The sequence below is a fragment of the Sphingomonas sp. TREG-RG-20F-R18-01 genome, from assembly GCF_022662475.1.
GTDB lineage: Bacteria > Pseudomonadota > Alphaproteobacteria > Sphingomonadales > Sphingomonadaceae > Sphingomonas.
In genome coordinates this window covers 112,338-133,569 of sequence record NZ_JAKNQQ010000008.1, presented here as the reverse complement: position 1 = coordinate 133,569, position 21,232 = coordinate 112,338, and the positions used below count along the sequence as shown (strand labels likewise).

Sequence of the window (21,232 nt, the reverse complement as noted above, 5' to 3'; positions counted from 1 at the left end):
CGCAGGAGCACGGTCGCGTGCGTCACGGCACTTCCCGCTCAGTTCTCCCGCGCAGGCGGGAGCCCAGGGTTACGGGCGTAACGTTTGAAACTCTGGGCTCCTGCCTGCGCAGGAGCACGGTCGCGTGCGTCACTGCACCGCCCGCTCAGTTCTCCCACGCAGGCGGGAGCCCAGGGTTACGGGCGTAACGTCTGAAACTCTGGGCTCCTGCCTGCGCAGGAGCACGGTCGCGCGTCACGGCACCTCCCGCTCAGTTCTCCCGCGCAGGCGGGAGCCCAGGGTTACGGGCGTAACGTCTGAAACTCTGGGCTCCTGCCTGCGCAGGAGCACGGTCGGGTGCGTCACGGCACCTCCCGCTCAGTTCTCCCGCGCAGGCGGAAGTCCAGGGTTACGGGCGTAACGTTTGAAACTCTGGGCTCCAGCCTGCGCAGGCGCACGGTCGGGCACGTCACGGCACTTCCCGCTCAGTTCTCCCGCGCAGGCGGGAGTCCAGGGTTACGGGCGTAACGTTTGAAACTCTGGGCTCCTGCCTTCGCAGGAGCACGGTCGGGCGCGTCACGGCACCTCCCGCTCCGTTCTCCCGCGCAGGCGGGAGCCCAGGGTTACGGGCGTGACGTCTGAAATTCTGGGATCCCTGCCTGCGCAGGAGCCCTGCGTTATCGTGCTACCGGCTCGACCGTCAGCGACCCTGCGGGCAACGGAATGCATACATCCGCCGCCGGGGTTTCTCCCGACAGCCATCCCGCCCAGTCCGTACGGTCGACAATGACGATCTGGCGGTCGTGGTATGGCGCGATGTCGGGTCCAGGCGGACAGGTCAGCATCGTGAACGCCTCTCCCACGGCGGGATGCTCGCGCCATAGTCCGGCGATGCCGAACCATTCCTCTCCGGTTTTGGTGAACGACCATTTGTCCTTGCGCTTCTGCCGCGGGTCAGTGGAAGCCGTGAATTCATAGAAGGCGTCCGCCGCGATCAGGCAGCGCCCCTGCGCCGCGCTGTTGCGGAAGTCGCGGCCGTCGGAGCGGTAATTGTAGACGGGCTTGCCCGCAGGGCCGGGCCAGCTCCAGCGGCGCATGACGCCCTCTGCGGCCACATCGATGTCGGGTCCGGTGCGATCCTTCCGGATGATGAAGGTCGTGTCGGTGATCTTGAAACTGTCGATGCTGGCGAGGTTGGGCAGGCCCTCGTGAAAGCGCAGGGGAATGCGCAGGTCGTTGAAATCGTCGCGCATCAGGCCGAGCGCGATCCGGCGGGCTGCTTCGTTGCACATCGCCGTTCAATAGCCCTGTTGTGCCGTGTCATCAAACGCTTCGCCCGGCGATTGCAAGCCTTCGAAGCCACGCCGTCCGCGCCACTCCTGGACTTCGGCCGTCGCGAGCGACCCATGGAGGCGTCCGGCTGAACGTCCGCGTTGGCGCGCGGGGACGGCGCCCCGCGCGCCTGCCGTCAGCGGACCGCTGCCGCCTGGTTGGCGACGACGTCGCTGCGCTGTTCAGGCGTCATCGCCTGGGCGTTGACGTCGGCGGCGCGGATCGCATCGGCGCGCTCGTCGGCGGTCTTGCGCTCGGCCTTGGCCGCGGCTTCGAGGTTCTTTGCGTCCGCTTCCATCGCGTCCGCGCGATTGTCGCCGGCCTTCTCGACCTGCTTGGCGAGCTTGCCGTCGCCATTGCCACCGCAGGCTGCCAGCGGGAGCGCCAGCGCGGCCAGCACGAACATCGTCTTCTTCATGGAATATCCCCGTTTACACGTGCCTAGACCAGGCACGACCGGGAAAACCGCCAAATCGGATTATCGTTCCGCCAGCGGATCGGAACGACCGCAGCCGAACGGCCGCGATCGTTCCCGGTGCCGTCTCAGATATGGATCGCCTTGCCGCGAACCGCCATCGATGCTTCCTTCATCGCCTCGGCATGCGTCGGATGCGCGTGGCACGTGTAGGCGATGTCCTCGCTGGTCGCGCCGAATTCCATCGCGACGCAGGCTTCCGCGATCATCGTCCCGCCAACGCTCGCGATGACCCACACGCCGAGCACGCGATCGGTCTTGGCATCCGCGATCACCTTCACGAAGCCATCGGGCTCGTGGTTGGTCTTGGCGCGGCTGTTGGCGGCCATTGGGAACTTGCCGACCTTGACCTCGGCGACCTTCTCGCGCGCGGCTTCCTCGGTCAGCCCGACGCCTGCGATTTCGGGCCAGGTGTAAACGACCGACGGAATAACGTCGTGATTGACGATGCCGGTGAGGCCACCGATGTTCTCGGCCACCGCAATACCCTCATCCTCGGCCTTGTGCGCGAGCATCGGGCCGGGGACGACGTCGCCGATCGCCCAGATGCCGAGAACCGACGTCTGGAAGCGGTGATCGGTCTCGACTTGCCCGCGCGCGTTGGTGGAGAGACCCGCGGCTTCGAGGTTGAGCCCATCGGTGTTGGGACGCCGCCCGATCGACACGAGCACGGTATCCGCCTCGATCGTCTCGGGTGCACCGCCAGCAGCGGGCTCGACCGTGATCGTCGCCTTCTCGCCCTCGACGCTCACGCCGGTGACCTTGGTCGACAGCTTGAACTCGATCCCCTGTTTCTTGAAGATCTTGTTCGATTCCTTGCGGATTTCGCCATCGAAGCCGGGAAGGATCTGGTCGAGATATTCGACGCAGGTGACGCGTGCGCCAAGCCGCTTCCACACCGAGCCGAGCTCGAGCCCGATCACGCCGCCGCCGATGACGACCATATGCTCGGGCACCTTCGCCAGCTCGAGCGCGCCGGTCGAATCGACGACGACCTTCTGGTCGACGGTGACGCCGGGGAGCTGCGTGACCGACGAGCCGGTCGCGATCACGATGTTCTTTGCGCGATACGTCTGGCCCGCGACCTCGACGCTGTCGGCGCCGGTGAAGCGCGCCTGGCCCTTGAGCCATTCGACCTTGTTCTTCTTGAAGAGGAAGGCGACGCCCGCGGTCAGCTGCTTGACCGCATCGCGGCGCTGCTCGTGCATCGTGTCGAGATCGAGCGAGACGTTGTCCATCTTGACGCCGAGCTTGGCCATCATGCCGTTCTTCGCGTCGTTGTAGAATTCGGACGCGTGGAGCATCGCCTTGGACGGGATGCAGCCGACGTTGAGGCAGGTGCCGCCAAGCGTCTCGCGGCTTTCGACGCATGCCGTGCGCAAGCCCAGCTGTGCCGCGCGGATCGCCGCGACGTAGCCGCCGGGTCCGGCACCGATGATCAGAACGTCGAAATCATAGTCAGCCATGGTGTGCTCCAGGGGGAAACGGCTTCGTCCGCTCCCCGTTCTTCGTCAGAGTGATCATCTGGCCCGCCGGGACGCCCGCTTCAAGCAAGGCGATCAGGCGGGCAGCGGTTTGCTCGGCGGCACGATGCGGCAGCCGCGTGTAGAGAATGGTCTTCGGGGCCGGCAGACCGTGGTGGAAGATCAAGTCGCCAAAGTCGCTGTCGTTGGTGATCAGGATGAACTGATCGATATCCGGTCGCGCGAGGATTTCCGGGTCCGATGCGCCGGGGGTCGTGACGCTGATCCATTCCAGCTCGAACCCGGCATCCCGCAATCGCTCCACGACGATGCGGTGGGCATTCTCGTCGAGCAGGAGCCGCACCGTTCAAGCAGCCTCTTTACTTGCCGCCGATGCCTGCTTGACCAACAGGTCGTGACTGAAAGCGATCGCCGCCAGCACATCGGCTTCTTTCAGCGAGGGGTATCCATCGAGCACCTCGCCAACCGGCGCACCCTCGGCGAGATACTCGAGGATCAGCTCGACCGATATCCGCGTTCCCCTGACAACCGGCTTGCCGCCGAGAATGTCAGGGTTCGAATGGATATGGTCGCGCCAGTTCATCGCATCCTCACAAGTCGATCAAGATTCGCGTCGGGTCCTCGATAGCATTCTTGAGCGCGACGAGGAACGTCACCGCTTCGCGACCATCGATGAGGCGGTGATCGTAGCTCAACGCCAGATACATCATCGGACGGATCACGATCTGCCCGTCGACCACCACCGGACGCTCGTCGATGCGGTGGAGCCCGAGCACCGCCGACTGCGGCGGGTTGATGATCGGGGTCGACATCAGCGAGCCGAACACGCCGCCGTTCGAGATGGTGAACGTGCCGCCCTTCATTTCGTCCATCTTGAGCGCACCGTCCTTGGCGCGCTTGCCGAAGTCGCCGATCGTCTTCTCGATCTGCGCGACCGACATCTGGTCGGCATCGCGGATCACCGGAACGACGAGGCCACCCGGCGACGACACCGCGACCGAGATATCCGCGTAATCGTGATAGACGATGTCATCGCCCTCGATCGACGCGTTGACCGACGGGATGTCGCGCAGCGCCATCGTCGCGGCCTTCACGAAGAAGCCCATGAAGCCGAGCCGGACGCCGTGCTTCTTCTCGAACAGGTCCTTGTACTTGGCGCGCGCCGCGATCACCGCGGTCATGTCGACGTCGTTGAACGTCGTCAGCATCGCGGCGGTGTTCTGCGCTTCCTTGAGGCGCTTGGCGATTGTCTGGCGCAGGCGCGTCATGCGGACACGCTCTTCCTTGCGACCCGTCGATGCGGCGACCGAGGCCGAAACCGGCGGCGCAGCAGCGGCAGGCGCAGGCGCGGGAGTCGAAGCGGCGGCAGCAGCGACGTCGTCCTTGGTCAAACGACCATCCTTGCCGGTGCCCTTGACGGTCGAGGGGTCGACGCCGTGTTCGAGCACCGCACGGCGCACCGACGGGCTGAGCGCCGCGGGGCCATCGCTCGACGACGACGGTGCTTGCTGGCCAGCCGTTGCAGCGGGGTTGGCCTGCTGGGCAGCGGGTGCGGGCTCGGGCGAGGCGGTGACCGCAGGCTGCGGTGCCGGGGCCGAAGCCGCTGCGCCATCGCCCGAGTCGATCGTCGCGAGCATCGCGCCGACCTGGACCGTCTCACCGACCTTGACCGCATGTTCGCCCATGATCCCGGCGACCGGCGACGGCACCTCGACCGAGACCTTGTCGGTCTCGAGGCTGGCGATCGGCTCGTCCGCCTGGACCTTGTCGCCGGGCTGCTTGAGCCATTCGCCGAGCGTCGCCTCGGTGATCGATTCGCCGAGTACCGGTACTGTGACTTCGGTTGCCATATGCGCCTCTTTTATCTTCCCCGGCGAAGGCCGGGGCCCAGGTGCGCAACGCTCGCTGATCAAGCGCCGCGCGAAATTACCTTATGCCCCGCTACTGGGCCCCGGCCTTCGCCGGGGAAGCAGCGGCGCAGCGTCTCAAACCTTCCGCGTGCGGCGGATTTCCTCGCGGACGCTGTGGCCGAGCGCATCGGCGACGAGTGCCGCCTGCTCGGTCTGGTGCCTTTTCATCAGACCCGTCGCGGGCGAAGCCGAAGCCGCACGACCCGCATACCGCGCACGCGTCACCGAACCATCGACGTCGGCCAGAACCTCTTCGAGGAACGGCTCGACGAAGCTCCACGCGCCGTTGTTCTTCGGCTCTTCCTGCGCCCACACCACCGTCTCGAGGTTGGGCATCCGCTTCATGCGCTCGACCAGCGGCTCGCCCGGGAAGGGATAGAGCTGCTCCACCCGCACGATCGCGGTGTTGGTATCGCCAGCCGCGTCACGTGCCTCGATCAGGTCATAGGCGACCTTGCCCGAGCACAGCACCAGCCGCTTGACGTCGATGTCGGCGGGGGCCGACGGATCGCTCAGCAACCGCTTGAAGTGGCTGTCGCCGAGGAAGTCGTCGATCTGCGACACCGCCATCTTGTGCCGCAGCAGCGACTTGGGGGTGAACACGATCAGCGGCTTGCGGAACGACCGGTGCATCTGCCGGCGCAGCAGGTGGAAATAGTTGGCCGGCGTCGTGCAGTTCGCGACCTGCATGTTGTCCTGCGCACACAACTGGAGGAAGCGCTCGATCCGCGCGGAGCTATGCTCCGGCCCCTGCCCTTCGTAGCCGTGCGGCAGCAGCATCACGAGCCCGTTGGCGCGGAGCCACTTGGCTTCGCCCGACGCGATGAACTGATCGATCATGATCTGCGCACCGTTCATGAAGTCGCCGAACTGCGCTTCCCACATGACCAGCGTCTTGGGGTCCGCGAGTGCGTAACCGTACTCGAAGCCGAGCACACCATATTCGCTGAGCGGCGAGTCGAGCACTTCGAACCGGCCGTGCGGGATCGTCTCGAGCGGGCGATACTTGTGCTCGTCGGTCTGGTCGACCCAGACCGCGTGGCGCTGCGAGAAGGTCCCGCGCCCAGAATCCTGCCCCGACAGACGGACGCCATAGCCTTCCGACAACAGCGACCCAAACGCGAGCGCCTCGCCGGTCGCCCAGTCGAAGTTCTTGCCCGACTTGAACATCTCGCGCTTGGCGTCGAGCACGCGGTTGAGCGTCTTGTGGACAACCAGATCCTCGGGGATCGTGGTCAGCGTGCGACCGAGCGAGTCGAACAGCTTCTGTTCCACCCCCGTATTGACGTTGCGGCGCGCGGTCTCGGCATCGGCCGGCGCGTGAAGCCCCGACCAGCGCCCGGCGAACCAGTCCGCCTTGTTGGGCTTGTAGCTCGCGCCCGCCTCGAACTCGCCTTCGAGCAGCGTGGTGTACTGCTTGATGTTCTCGTCGATCCAGGCGGCGTCGATCACCTTCTGTTCGATCAGCTTCTTGCCATAGATCTCGCTGACCGGAGGATGATCCTTGATCGCCTTGTACATCAGCGGCTGGGTGAAGCCCGGCTCGTCGCCTTCATTGTGACCGAAGCGGCGGTAGCACCACATGTCGATCACGATATCGCGGTGGAACTGCTGGCGGAATTCCATCGCCATCTTGGTGGCGAAGGTCACCGCCTCGGGGTCGTCGCCGTTGACGTGGAAGATCGGTGCCTGGACGCCCTTGGCGACGTCCGACGGGTAAGGCGACGAGCGCGCGAACTGCGGGCTCGTCGTGAAGCCGACCTGGTTGTTGATGATGAAGTGGACGCAGCCGCCGGTGTTATACCCGCGGATACCGGAGAAGCCGAGCGTTTCCCACACGATCCCCTGCCCCGCGAACGCCGCGTCGCCGTGGATCAGCACCGGCAGCGATGCCTTATGCTCGGTCAGGTCGTTCGCGATCGTCTGGATCGCGCGGGTCTTGCCGAGCACGACCGGATCTTCCGCTTCCAGATGCGACGGATTGGCGACCAGCGACATATGGACGCTGATCCCGTCGAACTCGCGGTCGGTCGAGGTGCCGAGGTGGTACTTCACGTCGCCCGAACCCGCGACGTCATCGGGATTGTCCGACCCGCCGCCGAATTCGTGGAAGATGATGCGGAACGGCTTGGCCATCACATTGGTGAGGACGTTCAAGCGCCCGCGATGCGCCATGCCGAAGACGATCTCCTTCACGCCGAGCGAGCCACCATATTTGATGACCGATTCGAGCGCGGGGATCATGCTCTCGCCGCCGTCGAGACCGAAACGCTTGGTGCCGACGTACTTCTTGCCGCAGAAGCGTTCCCACTGCTCGGCCTCGATCACCTTGTTGAGAATCGCCTTCTTGCCGAGGTCGGTGAACTCGATCGCCTTGTCCTTGCCTTCCATGCGGTCCTGCAGGAAGCGCCGCTCCTCGACGTCGGCGATGTGCATATATTCGAGGCCGACATTGCCGCAATAATTGGCGCGCAGCGTGTCGACGAGTTCGCGCACGGTCGCCCATTGCAGCCCCATCGTCCCGCCGAGATAGACCGGACGGTCGATGTCAGCATCCGAGAAGCCGTGATATTCGGTCTTGAGGTCGGCGGGCATCTCGCGCTTGGAGAGGCCGAGCGGATCGAGATTGGCGGCGAGATGGCCGCGCACGCGGTACGTGCGGATGAGCAGCATCGCGCGGATCGAATCGCCCGCGGCGCGGATGATGTCATCCTGGCTGACCGCGGGGGCCGCCGCCGGAGCAGGCTTCGCGCCACCCTTCACGGGCTTGGGCGCGGGCTCCATCTGGGTCGGATCGAGCGCAGCGGTCAGATCGTCGGTGGTCGACAGTGGCCATTTCGCCGACTGCCAGCTCGGGCCCGAAGACGTGCCTTCAAGGCCTTCGAAGAAGCCACGCCAGGCCGGTTCGACGCTGTCCGGGGAGGTGCGGAAACGCGCGTAGAGCGTCTCGATGAACGCGGGGCTGACGCCGCCTGCGATATCGCCGAAGTCCTGGTTCTCGTAGCCCATAGCGAGTCCTCGTCACCCCGGAACATTGGGGTCTCTAGTAGTGGGACACCGCCGCGCCCGACCGGACGCGGCGGCCCCGACCAACCGGCCGGGGCGATGTGCCGTTAACCCTTGAGCACTTCCAGCAAGGTCGTGCCCAGTTCGCTCGGCGAACCGGAGACGCGGATGCCTGCGCGCTCCATCGCCGCAATCTTGTCTTCCGCGCCGCCCTGGCCGCCCGAAACGATCGCACCGGCATGGCCCATGCGACGACCCGGAGGTGCCGTGCGGCCCGCGATGAAGCCGGCCATCGGCTTCTTGCGGCCACGCTTGGCCTCGTCGATCAGGAACTGCGCAGCCTCTTCCTCGGCCGAACCACCGATCTCGCCGATCATGATGATCGACTTGGTCGCGTCGTCCGCGAGGAACAGCTCGAGCACGTCGATGAAGTTCGTGCCGTTGACCGGATCGCCACCGATGCCGACCGCGGTCGTCTGACCGAGACCAGCGTTCGACGTCTGGAACACCGCCTCATAGGTCAGCGTGCCTGAACGGCTGACAACGCCGACCGACCCCTGCTTGAAGATGCTGCCGGGCATGATGCCGATCTTGCACTCGCCGGGGGTCAGGACGCCGGGGCAGTTCGGGCCGATCAGCCGCGACTTGGACCCCGACAGCGCGCGCTTGACGCGGACCATGTCGAGCACCGGAATGCCCTCGGTAATCGTGACGATCAGCGGAACCTGCGCGTCGATCGCTTCGAGGATCGAATCCGCCGCGAAGGGGGGCGGAACGTAGATCACGGACGCGGTCGCGCCGGTCATGGCGACGGCTTCGGCCACGGTGTCATACACCGGCAGGTCGAGATGCGTCGTGCCACCCTTGCCGGGCGTGACGCCGCCAACCATCTGCGTGCCGTATTCCAGCGCCGCCTTGGTGTGGAAGCTGCCGGTTTCCCCGGTCATGCCCTGGGTGATGACCTTGGTGTTCTTGTCGACGAGGATGCTCATATATCTCGTTCCTTACCACCCCGGCGAAGGCCGGGGTCCAATAGCGAAGGCAGTCAGGGTAGCGCGATACGATCGTACAGGTCGGCCCAATCTGGGTTAAAACCGTTGATCTCTCGTAGCTTCCAGTCGCGCTTCCACTCCTTCATCTGCAGCTCGCGCTGCCGGGCGGCTTCCCAACTGCCAAGCATTTCGTACCAGACGAGCCGCTTGCAGTCGTATCTCTTCGTGAAGCCGGCGACCACGCCGTTGCGGTGTTCCCACACGCGCTTTGCCAGATTCACCGTTGAACCAAGATAGATCGTGCCGTTGTAACCGCTTGCCATGATGTAAACGGAAGCCTGTTCTTCCATTACCTCGGCCTTCCCGGTTGGGCCCCGGCCTGCGCCGGGGTGGCACGTCTATCTCAGCTCAGATTCCCTCAGTTGAGCGACCCGTCGATCGCCTTGCACGCGACGAGGAGTTCCTTGACCGCATCGACCGACACGCTGAGGTTCTGCTTCGCTTCGTCGTCGAGCTTGATCTCGATGACTTCCTCGACGCCGCCCGCACCGATCACGACCGGAACACCGACATAGAGATTGTCGATGCCATACTGGCCGGTCAGGTGTGCTGCTGCCGGAAGGACGCGCTTCTGGTCATACAGATAGGCTTCCGCCATCGCGATGCCGCTAGTGGCGGGCGCATAATAAGCCGAGCCGGTCTTGAGCAGCGCGACGATCTCGCCGCCGCCGCCGCGGGTGCGCTTGATGATCGCGTCGATCTTCTCCTGGGTCGAACGGCCCATCGCGACGAGATCAGGAACCGGGATACCCGAGACGGTCGAATAGGAAATGACCGGGACCATCGTGTCGCCGTGGCCGCCGAGCACGAAGCTGGTGACGTCCTTGACCGAGACCTTGAACTCGTCCGCGAGGAAGTGGCTGAATCGCGCCGAGTCGAGCACGCCGGCCATGCCGACGACCTTGTTGTGCGGGAGGCCGGAGAATTCGCGCAGCGCCCACACCATCGCGTCGAGCGGGTTGGTAATGCAGATGACGAACGCGTCGGGTGCGTTGGCAGCGATGCCCTCGCCGACGGCCTTCATGACCTTGAGGTTGATGCCGAGCAGGTCATCGCGGCTCATGCCGGGCTTGCGCGCGACGCCAGCGGTGACGATGATCACGTCCGCGCCTGCGATGTCCTTGTAATCGTTGGTGCCGGTGATGGTCGCGTCGAAACCCTCGACGGGGCTGCACTGGCTGAGGTCGAGCGCCTTGCCCTGGGGAACGCCTTCGACGACATCGAACAACACGACGTCCCCGAGGCCCTTGAGCGCTGCGAGATGGGCGAGCGTGCCGCCAATGTTGCCGGCGCCGATCAGCGCGATCTTCTTGCGAGCCATCCGGGATCCTTTTCGCTTTGAGGCCCGCCCAGGGCGTTAATAACTCAAGAGCGATCGGGCGAGCTCTGCCGGGCGTCGACTTAGGCGGGTTTTCGCATTTGGGCAACCCGTAAGGCAAAGGATTTGCCCCACTATTGCAATTCGTTCGCAAGTGCAATTAGCGTGTCCGTGCTCCTGCGCAGGCAGGAGCCCAGAGTTGCAACGCGCAACGCCCGCGACCCTGGATCCCCGCCTGCGCGGGGAAACGGTTTGTTACAGGAAGCCGGTCACTCCCCGCCATGCCCTGCAGCGAGATACTCTTCCGACCGCATCTCTTCCAGCCGACTGATCGTCCGGTCGAACTCGAACCGCCCGTCCCCGCTTTCGTACAGCTCCTGCGGCTCGGCATCCGCGGCGGCGAGCAGTTTGACCTTCTGTTCGTACAATGCGTCGATCAACGCGACGAACCGCGCCGCCTCGTTGCGATTGTCCGGCCCGAGCTTGGGGATCCCGACCACGATCACGGTATGATAGCGCCGCGCGATCGCGATATAGTCCGCACTGCCACGCGCCTCCTCGCACAAGCGCTTGAAACTGAACACCGCGACGCCCTTGAGCGCCTTGGGGACATGAACGGTCCGCCCCTGCACGACCAGATCCTCGGACGGGACATGCGCGCGATCCTCGACCGGAAAGTCGGTCAATCGGAAGAAAGCGCCCGACAACAGCTTCGTCGCCTCGGGGCCGTTGGGCACCAGCCACGTATCGATCGACCCCAGCCGGTCGCGGCGATAATCGACCGGACCGTTGAGCGGGATCACATCCATTCGCGACTCGATCAGCGCGATGAACGGCAGGAAATGCTCGCGGTTGAGGCCGTTCTTGTAGAGATCCGCCGGCGGGCGGTTTGAGGTGGTGACGACCGTCACGCCCTCCTCCAGCAGCAAAGTGAACAGCCGCGACAGGATCATCGCGTCGGGGCTGTTCGTCACCATCATCTCGTCGAAGGCGAGCAGCCGCACGTCTTCGGCAATTGCCCGGGCGAGCGGCGGGATCGGGTCGCCCAGCTCCTTGGCGCGCTCGACCGCGAGCCGCTGGTGCACCTCCAGCATGAATTCGGCGAAATGGACGCGCCGCTTGCGCCTTATGTCGAGCGCATCGAAGAACAGGTCCATCAGCATCGACTTGCCACGCCCGACCCCGCCCCACAGGTACAGCCCCCGCGGCGCCTCGGGCTTGCGCCCCAGCACCCGCCACAGCATGGAGCCGCGCCTGGGGACGGCCTCCAGTGCGGTCGCGAGATCGGCGAGACGGCGCGCGGCAGCGGCCTGTTCGGGATCGGGCCGGAGTTCGCCCGAGGCAATCAGCGCGTCATAGCGCGCAAGGACATTGGTCATTCTGGATCAGGCACCGTGGCGGGCGGTGGCGTGGACTTGCGCAGCGTGCCCGAGAAGCTGGCGATCGTCGGCGTATCGGCCTGGACGATCAGCCCGCGCAGGAACAACATGTTACGCGTTTCGCGAAGCAGTTCGATGCGCGCCTCGAGCGGCATGCCGATCTTGCCGCCGCCGATGAACTGCGCCGACAGATCGAGCGTCACCGCGCCCCCGGCGGACAGGACCCCGAACCCGCGCGCCGCGGCGAACAGCGCCACGTCCATGAAGCCGAGCAACGCGCCGCCATGGACGTCCCCGCGCATGTTCGAATGTTCGTGGCGCGGCAGCATCCGTACCCGCGCAATCTCGTCCTCGACCTTGACCAGCAACGGCTCGAGAAAGGCGTTGTAGCGCGTCGCGTCGCGAAACTGCCACCGCTTCCATCCCGGCTGGTCGGGATCGTCATCGTAAGTGAAGGGTGCGGTCAAACGCGGCAGTTCCTCGGGGCCTGCCCCCGCCCGGCGTCACGACGACCCGCGGGCGGAGGTGGCGAAGCTCAAACGACGCGTTCGGCTTCCATCTTCTTGATTTCCGCGATCGCCTTTGCGGGGTTGAGACCCTTGGGGCAGACGTTCGCGCAGTTCATGATCGTGTGGCAGCGATAGAGGCGGAACGGATCCTCCAGCTCGTCGAGTCGCTCACCGGTCATCTCGTCGCGGCTGTCGGCGAGCCAGCGATAGGCCTGCAACAGGATCGCCGGGCCGAGGAACTTGTCGCTGTTCCACCAGTAGCTCGGGCACGCAGTCGAGCAGCAGGCGCACAGAATGCACTCGTACAGACCGTCGAGCTTCTCGCGCTCCTGCGGCGACTGAAGCCGCTCCTTGCCGGCGGGCGGCGGGGTGACGGTCTGCAGCCACGGCTTGATCGACGAATATTGCGCATAGAAATGCGTGAAATCAGGAACGAGGTCCTTGATCACTTCCATGTGCGGGAGAGGCGTGATGCGGATGTCGCCCTTCACGTCCTCGATCGCGGTGGTGCAGGCGAGGCCGTTCTTGCCGTCGATGTTCATCGAGCACGACCCGCAGATGCCTTCGCGGCACGAGCGACGGAAGGTGAGCGACGAATCCTGCTCGCCCTTCATCTTGATCAGCGCGTCGAGCACCATCGGGCCGCACGAGTCGAGGTCGACCTCGAACGTATCGTAATGCGGGTTGGCGTTCGCGTCCGGATCGTACCGGTAGATCTTGAACTTCTTGATTCGTTTCGCCTCAGGCGCGGCCTTGTGGACCTTGCCGCCCGACTTGGGCTTGCTGTTGGCGGGGAGGAAGAATTCGGCCATCGCTTGCTCGCGTTTTCCATCCAGGAGGGCGGGTTACCGCCGGGTTGTGCGGATAGCCGTACACAAGCAAGGCTGTTGTCGCAAACCCTTGCGGCACTGAATTGCTGCATGTGCGATTGCACGCGACGGTCTCGTCCAATCAGATGACGTCGAGCACCAGCCCGCGGTCGCGCGCTTCCTCGGCCTCGATGTACCAGTTGGACGGCGCCTTCTCGCGCAGTTCCTCGAACGTCACCTGGCTGTCGCGGACGATGTCGCGGAAGCCTTCTTCCTCGATCTCGATCGAATGCTCGACTTCGTGCAGCGCCGCCTTGATCGACGCCACCACCATCCGGAGCGGCCCGTTGAGGTTGATCTGCTTGGTGATCTGCCGCTCGTGGAGCATCAACCGGGTATGCCGCGTCAGGAACCGCCGCGCGACCGGGAACGCCGACATGAACGTCGCCCCCGCCGAATAGACCGCGACCTTGCCGAGAAACAGGATCTCGCGCCCGTCATGATCTTCGAGCAGACGAATGTCGTCCGCCATCGTCCGCGCGACCTCCGGGTCGCCACCAAGCGTGGTCAGCGCGATGACGAGAGTCCCTTCCGGGGGGCAGTTGCCCAGCTGGGCACGAAAGTTCTCGTACATCAGCTGGTCGACCGGACCGGAAAGGCGGATGTGGGGATTGGCGAGCAGGGGATAGCGGGGATCTGACATGATCGCGAAAACCGGCGGGCGGCGGCGGGGTTCCCCGACGCCATAGGAATTGATGGGCAATGTTATAGCCCTGTGCTTACTAGCTACCGGAGTGCAGGAGGCCATCATGCGAACGGCTTTACGCAAGATCGGCAATTCGGTCGGAATGATCGTCCCGGCCTCGATCCTCGGCGAGATCGGCGCCACGGCCGGAGCAACGCTCGACCTGCGCGTCGAGGACGGCAAAATCATCGCTACGCCGGTCGCCGGCGCGCATGCGGGATGGGCCGCGGTGGCGGCCACGCTGGCAGACCAAACGGCCGACGATGCAGACGCCTGGCAGGGGTTTGCCAATGAGGACGATGCAGCACTGACATGGTAGCGCAAGCGATGCGCTGGGGGGAGGTATGGCTCACCGCGTTCGATCCCACCGTTGGGCGCGAGATCCAGAAGACCCCACCGTTCCTGATCGTCTCGCCCGACGAAATGAACGCGCATCTGCGCACGGTCATCGTCGTGCCGCTGACGACCGGAAGCCGCCCTGCCCCGTTTCGGATCGCGGTACGTTTCAAGGGCACCGATGGCCTGGCGCTGGCGGATCAGATGCGGACGCTGGATCGCGCCAGACTGGTCAAGCGGATGGGCACGCTCGATGCAGCTACGGTGGCTGCAACGCTGGCAGTTCTAAACGAGATGTTCAGACCGTAGCGCACCGGTCTTTCACCCCCCCGTTCGTTTCGAGCGAAGTCGAGAAACCCGGCACAGCGCAGGTTTCTCGACTTCGCTCGAAACGAACGGATAGGAGAAGGGGACAGGTATCGGTCCCCGGGATCACCCGAGGACCGACGTCCGCTTCCTCAGTAAACGCGCTTCTTCGGCTTGATATACTCGGCATCGTCGGTGAGCGTATAGTCGTGCACCGGGCGATAGCCGATCTCGACCTTGCCCGCCTTGCCGCCCCAGCCGCCGAACGTCGCAGTGGTGTGCTTCATCCAGTTCGCGTCGTCGCGATCGGGATAATCCTCGTTCACGTGCGCGCCGCGCGATTCCTTGCGGTTCGCCGCACTCTCCATCGTCACGACGGCCTGCGCGAGCAAATTGTCGAGCTCGAGCGTCTCGACCAGGTCGGTGTTCCAGATCATCGACCGATCGGTGACATGGACGTCCTGCAGCCGCTCGTAGGTCGCGGTGATCTTCTGCTGGCCCTCGGTGAGCAGCGCATTGTCGCGGAACACCGCGCAATGCTTCTGCATGGTGCGCTGCATCTCGATCCGGATCTGCGCGGTCGGCGAGCTGCCCTTCGCATTGCGGAACGTATCGAGACGACCGAGCGACAGCTCCTCCGACCCCTTGGGAAGCGGGTTGTGCGGCGTATTCGGCTTGAGCGTCTCCTTGAGGCGCAAGCCCGTCGCGCGGCCGAACACCACCAGATCGATCAGCGAGTTCGAGCCCAGCCGGTTTGCACCGTGAACCGAAACGCACGCCGCCTCGCCGACGGCGAACAGGCCGGGGACGACCGCATCGGGGTTGCCGTCGCGCAGGTGGACGACTTCGCCGTGATAATTGGTCGGGATGCCGCCCATGTTGTAATGGACGGTCGGCGTCACCGGCAGCGGCTGGCGCGTCAGGTCGACGTTGGCGAAGATCTTGCCCGTCTCGGTGATGCCCGGAAGCCGCTCAGCCAGCACCTTGGGATCGATGTGATCGAGGTGGAGGAAGATGTGGTCCTTATGCTCGCCGACACCGCGGCCTTCGCGCATTTCGAGCGCCATCGACCGCGACACAACGTCGCGCGACGCGAGGTCCTTCGCCGATGGGGCATAACGCTCCATGAAGCGCTCGCCCTCCGAGTTGGTGAGATAGCCGCCCTCGCCGCGCGCACCCTCGGTGATGAGGACGCCCGCGCCGTAAATGCCGGTCGGGTGGAACTGGACGAACTCCATGTCCTGCAGCGGGAGCCCGGCGCGGAGCACCATCGCATTGCCGTCGCCGGTGCAGGTGTGCGCCGAGGTCGCCGAGAAATAGGTGCGGCCATAGCCACCCGTCGCCAGCACGACCGAATGCGCGCGGAAACGGTGGATCGACCCGTCGTCCATGCACAAGGCGATCACGCCGCGGCAGACGCCGTTTTCCATGATCAGGTCGAGCGCGAAATATTCGACGTAGAAGTCCGCGTCATACTTCAGGCTCTGCTGGTACAAAGCGTGGAGCATCGCGTGGCCGGTGCGATCGGCCGCGGCGCAGGTGCGCTGGACCGGAGGCCCCTCGCCCATGTTCTGCATGTGGCCGCCGAACGGACGCTGGTAGATCGTGCCATTGTCGTTGCGGCTGAACGGCACGCCTGCGTGCTCGAGCTCATACACCGCCTGCGGGGCCTCGCGGACCATATATTCGATCGCGTCCTGGTCGCCGAGCCAGTCGGAACCCTTGACGGTATCGTACATGTGCCACGACCAATGGTCGGGCGAATTGTTGCCGAGGCTCGCCGCGATGCCGCCCTGCGCCGCAACTGTGTGGCTGCGCGTCGGGAACACCTTGGTGATGCACGCGGTCTTCAGGCCGCTTTCCGCGATCCCCATGGTCGCGCGAAGGCCGGAGCCCCCCGCACCCACGACGACGGCGTCATAGGTATGGTCGATGATCTTATATGCCTCAGGCATGCGGCACTCCGGTGGTAGCGGTGAAGGCGACCTTGAGGATCGCGAAAATGGCGATGCCGGCGGTCACGACGGTGAAGAAGTTGAGCGCGACCATCGCCAGCACGCGGCTCTCGGCATGGGCATAATCCTCGATCAGCACCTGCAGCCCCAGCCGAAAGTGGTAGAAGACCGAGAGGATCAGGAGGGCCATCGGGATCGCCGCCCAGCTCGACGACAGCCAGGTGTGGACCGTATCGTAATCATAGGCGGGCAACCGCAGGATCGCGATGAAGAACCACAGCATGAGGAACAGGTTGGCGCCCGCCGTGAGACGTTGTTGCCACCAGTGGTGCGTGCCTTCCTTGGCACTGCCGAGACCGCGCACGCGGCCGAGTTCGGTTCCGTAGCGCATCTTATTTGAACCCCAGGAGATAGACCCAGATCACCGCGGTCGCCGCGACCGAGAAGACCATCGTCGCCAGCGCGCCGGTCTTGTTGCGCTTCAGCTCATAGCCGGCACCCGTATCCATCACGAGATGGCGAACGCCACTGGCCAGATGCTGGAAGAACGACAGCGTCAGCCCGATCCCGACGAGATAGCCGAGCGCCCCGCCGGCCCATTCGCCGAACACATGATGGAACGTCGCATAGGTCGCCGGACCGCCCGAGATCGCGGCGAGCCACCACACCATCACCAGCGTGCCGACCGTCGCCATGCCGCTGCCGGTGACGCGGTGGAGGATCGAGACCGTCATGTGCGGCCCCCATTTCCAGATGCTCAGATGCGGGCTGAGCGGGCGTGCCCGTTTGGTCGTGGGGGTCGTGCTGGCCAAGGCGGCGTGTCCTCATCGGTTGCAGGGTCGACTACGAGGTCGAATGCGGGTCGATGCCCTCTTAATCCGCCGGGCCGACGATGCAAGGATTCTGGGTGATCATGCAGATGCATCCGCTGCAATCCTGCATTCGCTGGTTACGGGGCGTTAACCAGATGGGGGTACGCCGGGCAACGGACCGTCGCGCGTGCCGGTCGCAGAAGATACGTCGCACCAGATACGGAGCCCCGCCTTGAACTCCAGTGAATTGCCCGTTCCCGGCGCGGTTGCCGCGACGATCGACATCCGCGCCCGACTGCGCGCCTTCGATTTCGACAGCACGCTGGAGGCCGCGGCCCGCGAAGCCTGGACCGTCCTGGAAGCGGACGCCGGCGAGATCGCGATGGCCTTCTGGGGCCAGTGGCGGCGCGCGGGGCTGGGCGAGCGGAGCTGGCAACCGCACGAGGAGGCCAAGATGGTCGACCTCGGCATCACCTATCTGCGCAACCGCTTCTGCGACGTGAGCGGGCGTGCCTGGATCGAATCGATGGAGCGATCGGTCGCATCGGGCTATGTCGCGGGCGTGTCGACCATGGCGCTGCTGTCGATGACCTGCGCCAGCGATCGCGCCGCGCTCACCATCCTGTTCAAGCGGCTGCGCACGGACGATCCCCGCCTCCCCGCGTTCATCGATACGATCCTGCGGCTGACGGGACTGGAAAGCGAGATCACGGTCGAAATCTACAACGCCTTCTGCGCGCACAGCGCGTCGTGCGAGCGTGACCGACTTGCCGACGAATTCCGCGAGGGCATCGCGCTGACCGTCGAACAGGCAACGCAGGAATCGGGCGTGCTGCGCGGCCAGTCGGTCCGCACCTCGACATCGGCGCGCGGGATGCTCGGCAAGACCAGCGAAGTCGCCGCCGCCGCCGAACAGTCCGCGGTGGCGATGCGCGAAGCCGCGCAAACCGCGGCCGGTCTGATCCGCGCGATCGAGGACGCCCGCACCGAAGTCGAGGCCGCCGCGGAGATCGCCAATCGCGCATCGACCCAGGCCGGTGCCGCGGTCGGCATGTCCGAAACGCTGAGCGAGCACGCCAAGTCGATCGAGTCGATCCTCGGCCTGATCCGGGACATTGCCGGGCAGACCAACCTGCTCGCGCTCAACGCAACGATCGAGGCGGCCCGCGCGGGTGATGCCGGCCGCGGGTTCGCGGTGGTCGCGCAGGAGGTGAAGAGCCTCGCCAACCAGACCGCGCGCGCGACCGACGACATCGCCGCGAAGATCGCCGCGATCCAGTCGGCGACGCGCTCGACCGTCGAAACCAATGCCTCGATCAAGTCGACCGTGGCCGAGGTTCAGGAAAGCGCCAACCGCATTCGATATGCGATGGAAGCCCAGGCGCAGACCGTGACGGCGATCACCGCCGCGGTGGACGAGACCGCGCTCGCCGCGGATTCGATGTCGAACACGATCACCGCGATCCGCGAGGATACCGAGACGGTCGCGTCCGAGATCGACCTGGTCGGCCGCGGGTTCGACTCGCTCGACCACAAGCTGGGCGCGCTGAAGAGCAGCGCGGGCGAATTCGTCGCGAAGGTCGCGGCCTGACGCGGGCCCGGCGCGTATGGTGTACACAGGAGAGGAAACGCGATGGCCGACATTGCCCGCGTCTGGACGGCAAGCAACACGATTCCCGGCGGGTGGAGCGGCGAGAACCGCTCGGCCGCGCAGCGGGTTGCCGATTATGACTGGGATGGCAGCGTGCTCGCCGCAAGCGCCGAGATCGCCCGGCTGATCGAAGGGCACGAGCACGACATCTCGCGCACCTTCTGGAAACATTATCTCGACCTGCCGGTGTCGGCGCACATCCGCCCGCTGTTCGACGATGCCTATCTCGCCGCGCGGATCGCCGACAGCGCGCGCTATACACTCGTCAAATACGCCGATCCGCACAGCGACGACTGGGCACGCATGGCGATGCGCCACGCCGCCGAGTCGCAAAAGGCTGGGGTTCCGCTGCAGGCCCTGCTCTCGTCGCTCAGCTTCGCGCATAGCTGCACGCTGCAGTTGATCGAGGATACGCTCGGGATCGGCTCGCCCCGCCTGCGGGTGCTGGCGGATACGGTCCAGCGGCTCGCGCTGGTCGAGGCGGACGTGATGGCATCCTATCTCGGCGGGCATGACGCGGCCCGCGCGCGCGAGGATCGCCGTGGCCGGTCGGCCCAGTTCAGCATGACGATCGCCACGTCGATCGAAGGCACCGCTGCCCTCGGCAACCGCATCCGCGTGCAGGCGCAGGGGGCCGCCCAGGCGACACGCGGCATGACCGACAAGACCAGCCAGGTCGCGGCAGCGGCCGAGCAATCCGCGATGGCGATGCGCGAAGCCGCCGAGACCGCTGCGGGGTTGATCCGCGCGATCGAGGATGCCCGCAGCGAAGTCGAGGCCGCCACCGAAATCGCGACGCGCGCATCGACCCAGGCGGGTGCCGCGGTGTGCATGTCGGAAACGCTGAGCGACCACGCCAAGTCGATCGAGTCGATCCTCGGCCTGATCCGGGACATTGCCGGACAGACCAACCTGCTCGCGCTCAACGCGACGATCGAGGCGGCGCGCGCCGGCGACGCCGGGCGCGGCTTCGCGGTGGTGGCGCAAGAGGTGAAGAGCCTCGCCAGCCAGACCGCGCGCGCGACCGACGACATCGCGTCGAAGATCGCGGCGATCCAGTCCGCGACGCGGTCGACCGTCGCCACCAACGCCTCGATCAAGGCGACCGTCGGCGAGGTGCAGCAAAGCGCAAGCCGCATCCGCGGCGCGATGGAGGCACAGGCCCGGACCGTCACCGCGATTACCGCGGCGGTCGACGAAACCGCGCTGGCGGCCGATTCGATGTCGAACACGATTGCGGCGATCCGGGAGGATACCGATCATGTCGCGGGCGAGATCGATACGCTGGAACGCGGCTTCGGCGAGGTCGACGACCAATTGCGCACGCTGAAGGGCGCGGCGGACTCGTTTTCGGCCAGCGTCGCCACCTGATGCGCGGCGCTTTGCCGGGGCAGGGGTTGGTCCGCGCGCCGTCGCCCGGTAAGGCGGGCGCATGACCAACATCCTCCTCACCGGATCGTCGCGCGGGATCGGAGCCGCCATTGCCGCAACGCTGGATCGCCCGGGCATCGCGCTTGTCGGGCACGGGACGCGCAGCGGCATCCCCGCCGACTTCGCGGACCCGGCCGCCCCCCGCGCGCTGTGGGATGCCGCACTGGACCGGCTGGGCGGCACACTCGACGTGCTGATCAACAACGCGGGCGTGTTCGACGCCAACCCGATTGAGCGTACCGATGCCGAATGGGTCGCCGAATGGGAGCGGACGATGCGGATCAACCTGACCGCGTCGGCCGAACTGTGCCGGCTGGCGGTCCTCCACTGGCAGGCGCGCGGCGTCGGCGGCCGGATCGTCAACATCGCGAGTCGCGCGGCCTATCGCGGCGATTCACCCGCGCACTGGCACTATGCCGCGTCCAAGGCGGGAATGGTCGCGATGACCAAGAGCATCGCGCGCGGCTATGCCCGCGACGGCATACTGGCGTTCGCCGTGTGCCCCGGGTTCACGATGACGGGGATGGCGGAGGACTATCTGTCGAGCCGCGGCGGCGACGCGTTGCTCGCCGACATTCCGCTCGGCCGGGTCGCGGCCCCCGAGGAAGTCGCCGACGTCGCGCGTTTCCTCGCACTCGAGGCGCCAGCGTCGATGACCGGCGCGGTGCTCGACGTGAACGGCGCGAGTTACGTCCGCTGAGGGTTCCCCCGGCGAGGGGCCGGGGTAGCATCCTGCGGCAAAG

General features: G+C 65.6%; 22 protein-coding genes. 5 read left to right on the top strand and 17 right to left on the bottom strand.

Annotation, left to right across the window (positions count from 1 at the left end; all coding sequences use genetic code 11):
• Positions 1–656 precede the first annotated feature (656 nt).
• From L8K25_RS18295 to L8K25_RS18230, 14 genes are all read right to left on the bottom strand, one after another.
• The gene (locus L8K25_RS18295) at positions 657–1,271 is read right to left on the bottom strand and encodes an SOS response-associated peptidase family protein (protein ID WP_242140433.1); all 615 of its coding nucleotides are present in this window, start codon (positions 1,269–1,271) and stop codon (positions 657–659) included.
• 176 nt (positions 1,272–1,447) lie between these two features.
• Complete coding sequence (locus tag L8K25_RS18290; protein ID WP_242140432.1) at positions 1,448–1,729, bottom strand: hypothetical protein; 282 nt, start codon at positions 1,727–1,729, stop codon at positions 1,448–1,450.
• 125 nt (positions 1,730–1,854) lie between these two features.
• Positions 1,855–3,252 (bottom strand): dihydrolipoyl dehydrogenase, encoded by a 1,398-nt coding sequence (gene lpdA / locus L8K25_RS18285; protein ID WP_242140431.1) that lies wholly within the window; start codon positions 3,250–3,252, stop codon positions 1,855–1,857.
• Positions 3,245–3,613 (bottom strand): DUF5615 family PIN-like protein, encoded by a 369-nt coding sequence (locus L8K25_RS18280; protein WP_242140430.1) that lies wholly within the window; start codon positions 3,611–3,613, stop codon positions 3,245–3,247. Before L8K25_RS18280 ends, lpdA begins: the two co-directional genes overlap by 8 nt.
• Before the next feature lie 3 nt (positions 3,614–3,616).
• A complete protein-coding gene (locus tag L8K25_RS18275; protein WP_242140429.1) occupies positions 3,617–3,853 on the bottom strand; it encodes a DUF433 domain-containing protein in 237 nt (78 codons plus the stop codon).
• 7 nt (positions 3,854–3,860) lie between these two features.
• Positions 3,861–5,120, bottom strand: coding sequence for a 2-oxoglutarate dehydrogenase complex dihydrolipoyllysine-residue succinyltransferase (gene odhB, locus L8K25_RS18270; protein WP_242140428.1), 1,260 nt, complete (start codon positions 5,118–5,120; stop codon positions 3,861–3,863).
• Positions 5,121–5,255: 135 nt separating this feature from the next.
• Entirely contained in the window at positions 5,256–8,189 is a 2,934-nt protein-coding gene (locus L8K25_RS18265) for a 2-oxoglutarate dehydrogenase E1 component (protein WP_242140427.1), read from the bottom strand.
• A gap of 104 nt (positions 8,190–8,293) precedes the next feature.
• The gene (sucD, locus tag L8K25_RS18260) at positions 8,294–9,178 is read right to left on the bottom strand and encodes a succinate--CoA ligase subunit alpha (protein ID WP_242140426.1); all 885 of its coding nucleotides are present in this window, start codon (positions 9,176–9,178) and stop codon (positions 8,294–8,296) included.
• A gap of 53 nt (positions 9,179–9,231) precedes the next feature.
• A complete protein-coding gene (locus L8K25_RS18255) occupies positions 9,232–9,528 on the bottom strand; it encodes a GIY-YIG nuclease family protein (RefSeq protein ID WP_242140425.1) in 297 nt (98 codons plus the stop codon).
• Between the two features lie 68 nt (positions 9,529–9,596).
• On the bottom strand, positions 9,597–10,559 hold the full coding sequence (mdh, locus tag L8K25_RS18250) for a malate dehydrogenase (protein WP_242140424.1): 963 nt from the start codon (positions 10,557–10,559) through the stop codon (positions 9,597–9,599).
• Between the two features lie 266 nt (positions 10,560–10,825).
• On the bottom strand, positions 10,826–11,935 hold the full coding sequence (gene zapE / locus L8K25_RS18245; RefSeq protein WP_242140423.1) for a cell division protein ZapE: 1,110 nt from the start codon (positions 11,933–11,935) through the stop codon (positions 10,826–10,828).
• Positions 11,932–12,402, bottom strand: coding sequence for a PaaI family thioesterase (locus L8K25_RS18240; RefSeq protein WP_242140422.1), 471 nt, complete (start codon positions 12,400–12,402; stop codon positions 11,932–11,934). The genes zapE and L8K25_RS18240 overlap by 4 nt, the downstream gene beginning before the upstream one ends.
• A gap of 68 nt (positions 12,403–12,470) precedes the next feature.
• Positions 12,471–13,256, bottom strand: coding sequence for a succinate dehydrogenase iron-sulfur subunit (locus tag L8K25_RS18235; protein WP_010160550.1), 786 nt, complete (start codon positions 13,254–13,256; stop codon positions 12,471–12,473).
• 139 nt (positions 13,257–13,395) lie between these two features.
• Positions 13,396–13,956 (bottom strand): ATP-dependent Clp protease proteolytic subunit, encoded by a 561-nt coding sequence (locus L8K25_RS18230; protein WP_242140421.1) that lies wholly within the window; start codon positions 13,954–13,956, stop codon positions 13,396–13,398.
• A 106-nt stretch (positions 13,957–14,062) separates the two neighbouring features.
• Here L8K25_RS18230 and L8K25_RS18225 point away from each other — a divergent pair, with 106 nt between their 5' ends.
• Together L8K25_RS18225 and L8K25_RS18220 are read left to right on the top strand one after the other, a co-directional pair.
• Complete coding sequence (locus L8K25_RS18225) at positions 14,063–14,317, top strand: hypothetical protein (RefSeq protein WP_242140420.1); 255 nt, start codon at positions 14,063–14,065, stop codon at positions 14,315–14,317.
• Positions 14,311–14,643 (top strand): type II toxin-antitoxin system PemK/MazF family toxin, encoded by a 333-nt coding sequence (locus L8K25_RS18220; protein WP_242140419.1) that lies wholly within the window; start codon positions 14,311–14,313, stop codon positions 14,641–14,643. The genes L8K25_RS18225 and L8K25_RS18220 overlap by 7 nt, the downstream gene beginning before the upstream one ends.
• Positions 14,644–14,792: 149 nt before the next feature.
• Here L8K25_RS18220 and sdhA read toward each other — a convergent pair whose 3' ends face one another.
• From sdhA to sdhC, 3 genes are read right to left on the bottom strand one after another with little or no spacing between them, the layout of a single operon-like run.
• Complete coding sequence (gene sdhA / locus L8K25_RS18215) at positions 14,793–16,595, bottom strand: succinate dehydrogenase flavoprotein subunit (RefSeq protein ID WP_242140418.1); 1,803 nt, start codon at positions 16,593–16,595, stop codon at positions 14,793–14,795.
• Positions 16,588–16,986 carry a succinate dehydrogenase, hydrophobic membrane anchor protein gene (gene sdhD / locus L8K25_RS18210; protein ID WP_242140417.1) on the bottom strand — a complete coding sequence of 133 codons (399 nt, stop codon included), beginning with the start codon at positions 16,984–16,986 and terminating at the stop codon, positions 16,588–16,590. The genes sdhA and sdhD overlap by 8 nt, the downstream gene beginning before the upstream one ends.
• Before the next feature lies 1 nt (position 16,987).
• The gene (gene sdhC / locus L8K25_RS18205) at positions 16,988–17,407 is read right to left on the bottom strand and encodes a succinate dehydrogenase, cytochrome b556 subunit (RefSeq protein ID WP_277923401.1); all 420 of its coding nucleotides are present in this window, start codon (positions 17,405–17,407) and stop codon (positions 16,988–16,990) included.
• Between the two features lie 247 nt (positions 17,408–17,654).
• On the opposite strand from sdhC, the gene L8K25_RS22740 reads away from it, so the two are divergent.
• The 3 genes from L8K25_RS22740 to L8K25_RS18190 all read left to right on the top strand — a co-directional run bounded on the left by L8K25_RS22740 (position 17,655) and on the right by L8K25_RS18190 (position 21,189).
• Positions 17,655–18,998, top strand: coding sequence for a methyl-accepting chemotaxis protein (locus L8K25_RS22740; RefSeq protein WP_277923403.1), 1,344 nt, complete (start codon positions 17,655–17,657; stop codon positions 18,996–18,998).
• A gap of 42 nt (positions 18,999–19,040) precedes the next feature.
• Complete coding sequence (locus tag L8K25_RS18195) at positions 19,041–20,429, top strand: methyl-accepting chemotaxis protein (RefSeq protein ID WP_242140416.1); 1,389 nt, start codon at positions 19,041–19,043, stop codon at positions 20,427–20,429.
• Positions 20,430–20,490: 61 nt separating this feature from the next.
• Positions 20,491–21,189, top strand: coding sequence for an SDR family oxidoreductase (locus L8K25_RS18190; RefSeq protein ID WP_242140415.1), 699 nt, complete (start codon positions 20,491–20,493; stop codon positions 21,187–21,189).
• Positions 21,190–21,232: the final 43 nt, after the last annotated feature.